This is a genomic window from Dokdonella sp. (assembly GCF_039926425.1).
In the GTDB taxonomy this organism is placed as follows: Bacteria; Pseudomonadota; Gammaproteobacteria; order Xanthomonadales; family Rhodanobacteraceae; genus Dokdonella_A.
This window is the reverse complement of record NZ_JBDSWZ010000278.1, coordinates 1-6,285: the sequence shown is the minus strand read 5'-3', so window position 1 is coordinate 6,285 and position 6,285 is coordinate 1. Positions and strand designations below refer to the sequence as shown.

Below are 6,285 nucleotides of genomic sequence, written 5' to 3'. Positions count from 1 at the left end.
TTGGTTGCCGTTGACACCGGTGGCGTTGCTCGCCTCGAGCGACGCACCGATCACGGCGGTGTCGCCGGAGATCGCGACCGACTTGCCGAACAAGTCACCGGCGCCCGTATTGCTGGATTTCAAGTAGGCATCCTGCGACCAGTGTGCCGCGCCATCGCGCACGAACACATAGGCTGCGCCGGCTTCCGCCGCCGAGTTGTCGCTCTGATTTCCGTCGACGCCGGTGGCGGTGCTGTCCTCCCGTTCCGCGCCGATGATCACCGTGTCGCCAGCGATCGCGACCGAGCTTCCGAATAGGTCCAGTTGCCCGGTATTGCTCGCCTTGAGGTAGGCCTGCTGGCTCCAGATGCCGCTACCGGTACGCACGAACACATACGCTGCGCCAGCAAATATGGCCGAATTATCGGTCTGATTGCCGTTGACACCGGTTGCACTGCTGGCCTCGCCAACCGCGCCGACCACGACAATGTTGCCGGCAATCGCCACCGAACTGCCAAAAAAGTCACCACTGTCGCTGTTGCTCGACTTCAAATAGGCCTGCTGGGCCCAGTGGCCTGCGCCATCGCGCACGAACACATAGGCCGCGCCGGCTTGACTGGCTGAGTTGTCATTCGGATTGCCGTCTATACCGTTGGCGTCGCTCGCTTCGAGCGACGCACCGATTACGATGGTGTCGGCGGAAATCGCGACCGTCTTGCCGAACAAGTCACCAGCGCCCGTGTTGCCGGCCTTCAGATAGGCTTGCTGCGACCAGTTGCCCGCGCCATCGCGAACGAACACGTAGGCCGCTCCGGAATCAGTCGCCGAGTTGTCGCTCTGATTGCCATTGACGCCAATGGCGTTGCTGTCCTCTCTTGGCGCGCCGACCACCACGGTGTCGCCAGCGATCGCAACCGAGTTTCCGAACAAATCACCTGCATCGGTGGTGCTGCCTTTCAGGTAGGCCAGCTGCTGCAGGAGCGGGTCGATGGTGATCGGATAGCGTGCTGCATTGGCATCGACGCTGAGGACGAGTCGCTTGCCATGGCTGACAAAGTGAGCCGCCAGCGCGCGGCCGTCTGCATCGAGGACCTGCAGATGGTTGTAATCCAGTGCCGCGTTGCCGTGGGCGTCCACCAATGCGACATCGTGGCCATTGGCTGCGACGTGCGGGGTGAGTTCGCCGGCAACGTCCAGCGCAAAGCGCAGCGAATCGCCATTGCCTTTCGGCGGCTGCTGAACGGTGAAGCCGTGTTCGAGACCGCGCTGATCGTTGACAAACCATTCTTCCAGGCCATCGCTATATCGATACACCGTGCGCTGACGGCGGACGTCGATTCCGGCCAGCGATGCTGCCTTCTTTTCGTGACCGGCTTGGCCCCAGCGTGCGAGCCGCAGACCAAACTGCCAGCGGCCATGGTCAGGGCTGATCGCGACACCGTCTGCGCTGAACGTACTCAGCCACTGCTGGCCGGGATTGCGTGCCCGATAAATTCCAGACTGCCGGACGGATGGCAGTACGGCATGACGGCTTGCCTCGTACGCCGCGTGGATCGACCGCCATTCGCCGCGGGACAACTCCGCGGGCAACACGACCGAGCTGCCCGTCGTTGCCGCAGCGATGGCGGACGGCGCAGAGGCGGGGCTCGCAGCAGTTGCTTTTGCCGTGCCGACCGAGGATGCGCCAGACCAGGCCGACAAGAGGAGCATCAACCATGCGAGGCCTGACCTGGCTGCGGCTGGCGTGATGGTGGTGCGTCGCGAATCGGGCATGGTGAATCTCCAGTGCCGTGACCTTTCATGAATTGCATCGACCGCCATTGCCAGGCGAGAAGCGCAATGGTTTTTTGCCACCAACAACCAGCGACGCATCCGCCAGTTTTATCAACCAGGGCGCGTGTTCAACTTCAACATCAGGCTGACCCACGACAGTGGACCAAAAAAATCAACAAGCGAGGCGCGGTCGGTGAAACGTGGACATACAGGTTGAGTGCGCCGCGGACGCGTTGGCTCAGCGTGACCGCGCTGCACTGTCCGGCGGTGCACCTGGCGCGCCGCGACGCGCCAGTAGCCCACCATTATGCAATGCACGATTCCTGCCATCGGGCCGATGACATCGATCGTGCTGTGAAGCAGCAAGCGACGGATACGGAAAACTCAGCATCCACGCGCGTGCCTGGCGGGATTTCATGAGCGCTCGCACCGGATGTCGAGCACTCTCGGCCATTCGACACGCAACGCAACTTGGGCGATAAGCGCACCAGTTGCACGAAAATGCCGACGATGGTTTTGAAAGGTGGGAAAAGTATTCAGGTTTTCACGCGCGAAAACCGCATCGACTTGCGGATCGACAGGTTCGCTTCAACCCGAACACTTTCACGTTCATCAGTCGAGGGACGACATCGCCAGCATTCGCCGAGCGCGCGAGCGGTCAGCAGGGAATGGCCCACAACCTGCCAGGAAGATACGCATTCAAACGGAGGACGCGTCAGACGTCTTCAGGTCGATCCCCGCCTCGACCGATTTCCGCGAGATTCTCTGGCGGAAAGTCTCTGCGATCGGGCTCGTCACCGATACCTGTAACTCTTGCAGGTTGACTGCCTCGTCAATTGACTGAGGAAGTCTGTCCAAGAAACGTTTTATCCACTCACGCTTTGCCTTGGACGGCGGTCCATCGTGCGTGAGTGTCGTTCGCATCCGCGACGCCCTTTCAACAGACCGCTTTGGCCACCTGTCGCGCGTCTCTCGCCTCACGGGACAAACTGCGGATGCAATGATCCTGGGGGAAGGGAGAATGCGCGACAGGAGTGAAGAGAACAAAATATTGAGAATGAGCGGCCATCTGCTTCGCCACGGAGTTGCTGTGAGACAGGGCTGAATCAGGACGAGTCAGGTCATCCTTGCAAGCGCTCACGTCGTCATGAACGTCTCGTGGGCGTGCATGACACGTGCAACGCGTACCTGCAGCACCTGCACGCCGCTGGCCTCTTCACCAGCATGAGTCGAAATGGCATCGGTCACGTTGATGGAATGCTTCGTCGCTTCATTCGAGCAGAAGCTGACACATCACGCGCGCTTCGAAACGCGCGACGAAGACCATAGCCGACTGCTCAAATAGATCGAGGTGTTCGACAACCGGTTGCACAGTGGGCTCGACGAATTGTGGGAGCAGTTCGAGAACCTGCCGGTCGCCTGAATGACCTGTCCAAAAAATCGGGACCGATCCAGTCCGTCCGCTTTTCCCCTTCCGTTCCCGGACCAGCAGCAGCGCCGTCATCGCGAGTGCAGCCTCAATCACCACCCACCGCAAGCCATCCGATGTGGCGACCGTCGCGGGCAAGCGCGGGCGTGCGGCCGCCAAGCCGTCGACCCTGCACATGGCGCACGATGCCGAGAGGAAAGGCCCACTGGCTTTCATGGGCAGCGGTCGCCCGAACAGACGCATCGATCGCTTCAGCATTCATCAGCGCGACAATGCCCGCCCTGAAGGAAAGAACGCGATCTTCATGATAGACGCAATCGACTGAGCGACGAAGTGCCGTCGGGCTTCGCGACTCCCGATGTGGAGGCTCGCGAACTATTGCAGGGGACGAGCCATGGGGCCACGAATCGGCGCCGCGTGTCATTGTTCGCCCGTCGTGAGATCCGACGTTGCTTGGAAATTACACCTGGCCCCAATGCTCCGGCACGTCTGCGCCCCAACGGAAGCCTCGACGCGGGATTCGACGGCAACGGCGTCGTCCGACATGCGGTCGATCCGCAAACCGACCGCGCTTACGCACGGACGTCGTCCGCGGGTCGGCCGCTGATCGCAGGCGTCGCGCAACGCGACGACAGCTGGGACGGGTTTGCGTTGCGGCTGAAATCGGATTTGATCCTCGCCGACGGATTCGAATAGACGCGAACGCGTTTCACGAGTGCCATGCCTCCCACTGGGACGCCGGTCGCGGCGCGTGCGCCACTGCGCTTGCCGGGATTCGGACCGTGCGCGGATGTCGAAGGGCGAAAGCCTGAAACACGAAGGACACGAAGAGCCGGAAGGAGAAGGATTTTCGGATCGCCATTCGTGCAGGCTCGCGAAGACCTTCCGCTGATCGCCGGGATTCGCAACGTGCGCGGGTGTCGCAGAGCGTAGGCCTGAAACACGAAGGACACGAAGAGCACGAAGAAAAAGGAATTTCGGATCACCATTCGTGCGGTCTCGCGAAGACTTTCCGATGATCCCTTCGTGTTCTTCGTGTTCTTCGTGTTCTTCGTGTTCTTCGTGTCCCTCGTGGTTGAGGCTTTCGCCGTTGCACGCGACGCACAAACCCGGTCGACGAGAACTGGCTGCCAGCACAATCGCGCAATCGGCACCCCTGTTACGCGGCGGGCCGAACCGACCACGTGCGCGCGGAGGCGCCGATCGAGCCTCGCACCGCAGCGACCCGCTCGACCCGTTCCCCGCTTCCCAGATCCCGCCTCCCCAATTCCGATTCCCGATTCCCGATTCCCGACTTCTCAAACCAGACTCCCCAAGGTGGCCCCCGCAACCGCCGTTTCGCGTGGACACTGACAAGGCTCACTGCAACGTCTTGTCATCAAGGTCCCAGTCCATGAAATTCACCCAGATCGCACTGCTGTTCGCACTCGGAAGTGCTGCCACTGTCCAAGCCGAAACTTTTACCGTCACGCGCTTCGACGATCCGCTACCCGGTGCGTGCGCGGTGGGAGACTGCTCGCTGCGAGAGGCAGCAATGGCGGCGGACGACAACGATCGATTCGGTCCCACCGACCTCATCACGCTATCCGCCGGGAGCTACACCCTGGTCCGTGGAGAGCTGCCGCTGCACCAGAACCTGATCGTTCAAGGCGCGGGTTCGTCGCTCACCCACGTTTCCACGGATGCGAGGCTGCTGTTGGGACACGACCTATCCCTCGACCTGCGCGGCCTCAGCGCGCGGACCAGCGACTTCGGCCTCGTTGCAATCGGGAACAATGGAACGCTTGCTCTCGATGATGTCGCAACGCCAGTCGATGCAGGCATTGTGCAGGTGTTCGCTACCGAGAGCGATTTTTTCGTGCGCAACAGCGATCTCCGCGACGGCGTGGGCTGCAATCAAAAAAACGGCACCTGCTCGATCATCGACAGCCAGTTGTCGTCGCTCTACGTGAATCCTTCGGACGGACCGGGCCCCACTGTGCTGCTCCGCGGCAGCGTGCTCGATGGCGCCCTCGACGTTGCGAATTCACTGACCGGGATGGTGCTGCACCAGGCTGCGCGGGTCGAGATCGTCGACAGCACGATCACTCGCACGAAAGTCGGATTGAAGGATTTCCATGATCCGCTGATCGTTCGAGTGCGACGCCTCACCTACGCCGAAAATGCCGCGCCCATGAGCTTCGGCCGCAACGGCACCCTGCAGAATCCGGCTGACGTGGAGATCATCGACAGCGTGTTCTCGTCCAACACGAGTCGCGCGATCCGCGCGGCAGGCCAATCGACCATGGTCATCCGCGGTTCCAGCTTCCTGTCCAACAAGGTTGACGACGAGACCGGGGGCGCGATCGTCGTGGAGGATTCCGCGAGCATGCACGTCGGGAACAGTACGTTTTCCGGGAACACGTTCACCATCGCGGCCGGCCAGGACGGCGCGCGCGGAGGAGCGATCGGCTATCGCAACGGCACCGGCGCCGAAGTGGACGTGCAACACGTCACGATCGTGCGGCCGGTCGGCGTTCCGATCGGAGTTCTGGGCAATGCGATCGGCGGGTACGGCGGCACCGGCGAGGTGGTTGTCAACATCTCCAACACCATCCTCGCAGGCACCTGCGGTTTCGACGTCGGCGCGCTCCACCACGCGTTCGGCAACATCGAAAGTCCCGGCAACTCGTGCACATTCACTGGTTCCAGCAACCAGAACAATGTGAGTGCGGCAAACCTGGCGATCGGCTCATTGGCTGACCACGGCGGTCCGACTCCGACCTTCGTTCCGGCCGACTCCAGTGTCGCGGTCGACGCCGCAAGTCAGGACCAGTGCCTTGCCCTCGATCAGCGCGGCTATGTTCGCCCTGCCGGGGATGTCGACGCCGTATGCGATAGCGGTGCGGTCGAAGTCGGCGGTGAGCAACCCATTTTTACCGATGGCTTCGAGTGAAATGAAGTCTCGCCCAATGCGCTGAAAGGAGTTGCTCATATCGCTGGACCGACCACTTCGACGCCTATGCCAGCATCATTGCGACCGATCATCACCTGTGGCCCGACAATGCGCAGCAGCGCGTAGCCTTCGACGAGGATGGCGCCGTTTTTACTTCCAGCAGAAGCGA

Annotated in this window: 5 protein-coding genes; 3 read left to right on the top strand and 2 right to left on the bottom strand. The window is 61.6% G+C overall.

What is annotated here, in order from left to right; translation table 11 throughout:
• On the bottom strand, positions 1 to 1,752 hold a 1,752-nt coding region (locus ABIV12_RS15910), incomplete at its 3' end, for an FG-GAP repeat protein (RefSeq protein ID WP_348061119.1).
• Positions 1,753 to 3,022: 1,270 nt separating this feature from the next.
• Entirely contained in the window at positions 3,023 to 3,256 is a 234-nt protein-coding gene (locus ABIV12_RS15905; protein ID WP_348061117.1) for a hypothetical protein, read from the bottom strand.
• 43 nt (positions 3,257 to 3,299) lie between these two features.
• Here ABIV12_RS15905 and ABIV12_RS15900 point away from each other — a divergent pair, with 43 nt between their 5' ends.
• The 3 genes from ABIV12_RS15900 (at position 3,300) to ABIV12_RS15890 (ending at position 6,116) form a co-directional block, all read left to right on the top strand.
• Complete coding sequence (locus ABIV12_RS15900; RefSeq protein WP_348061115.1) at positions 3,300 to 3,506, top strand: hypothetical protein; 207 nt, start codon at positions 3,300 to 3,302, stop codon at positions 3,504 to 3,506.
• A gap of 128 nt (positions 3,507 to 3,634) precedes the next feature.
• Positions 3,635 to 3,877 carry a hypothetical protein gene (locus ABIV12_RS15895; protein WP_348061113.1) on the top strand — a complete coding sequence of 81 codons (243 nt, stop codon included), beginning with the start codon at positions 3,635 to 3,637 and terminating at the stop codon, positions 3,875 to 3,877.
• A gap of 697 nt (positions 3,878 to 4,574) precedes the next feature.
• The gene (locus ABIV12_RS15890; protein WP_348061111.1) at positions 4,575 to 6,116 is read left to right on the top strand and encodes a choice-of-anchor Q domain-containing protein; all 1,542 of its coding nucleotides are present in this window, start codon (positions 4,575 to 4,577) and stop codon (positions 6,114 to 6,116) included.
• Positions 6,117 to 6,285 lie beyond the last annotated feature (169 nt).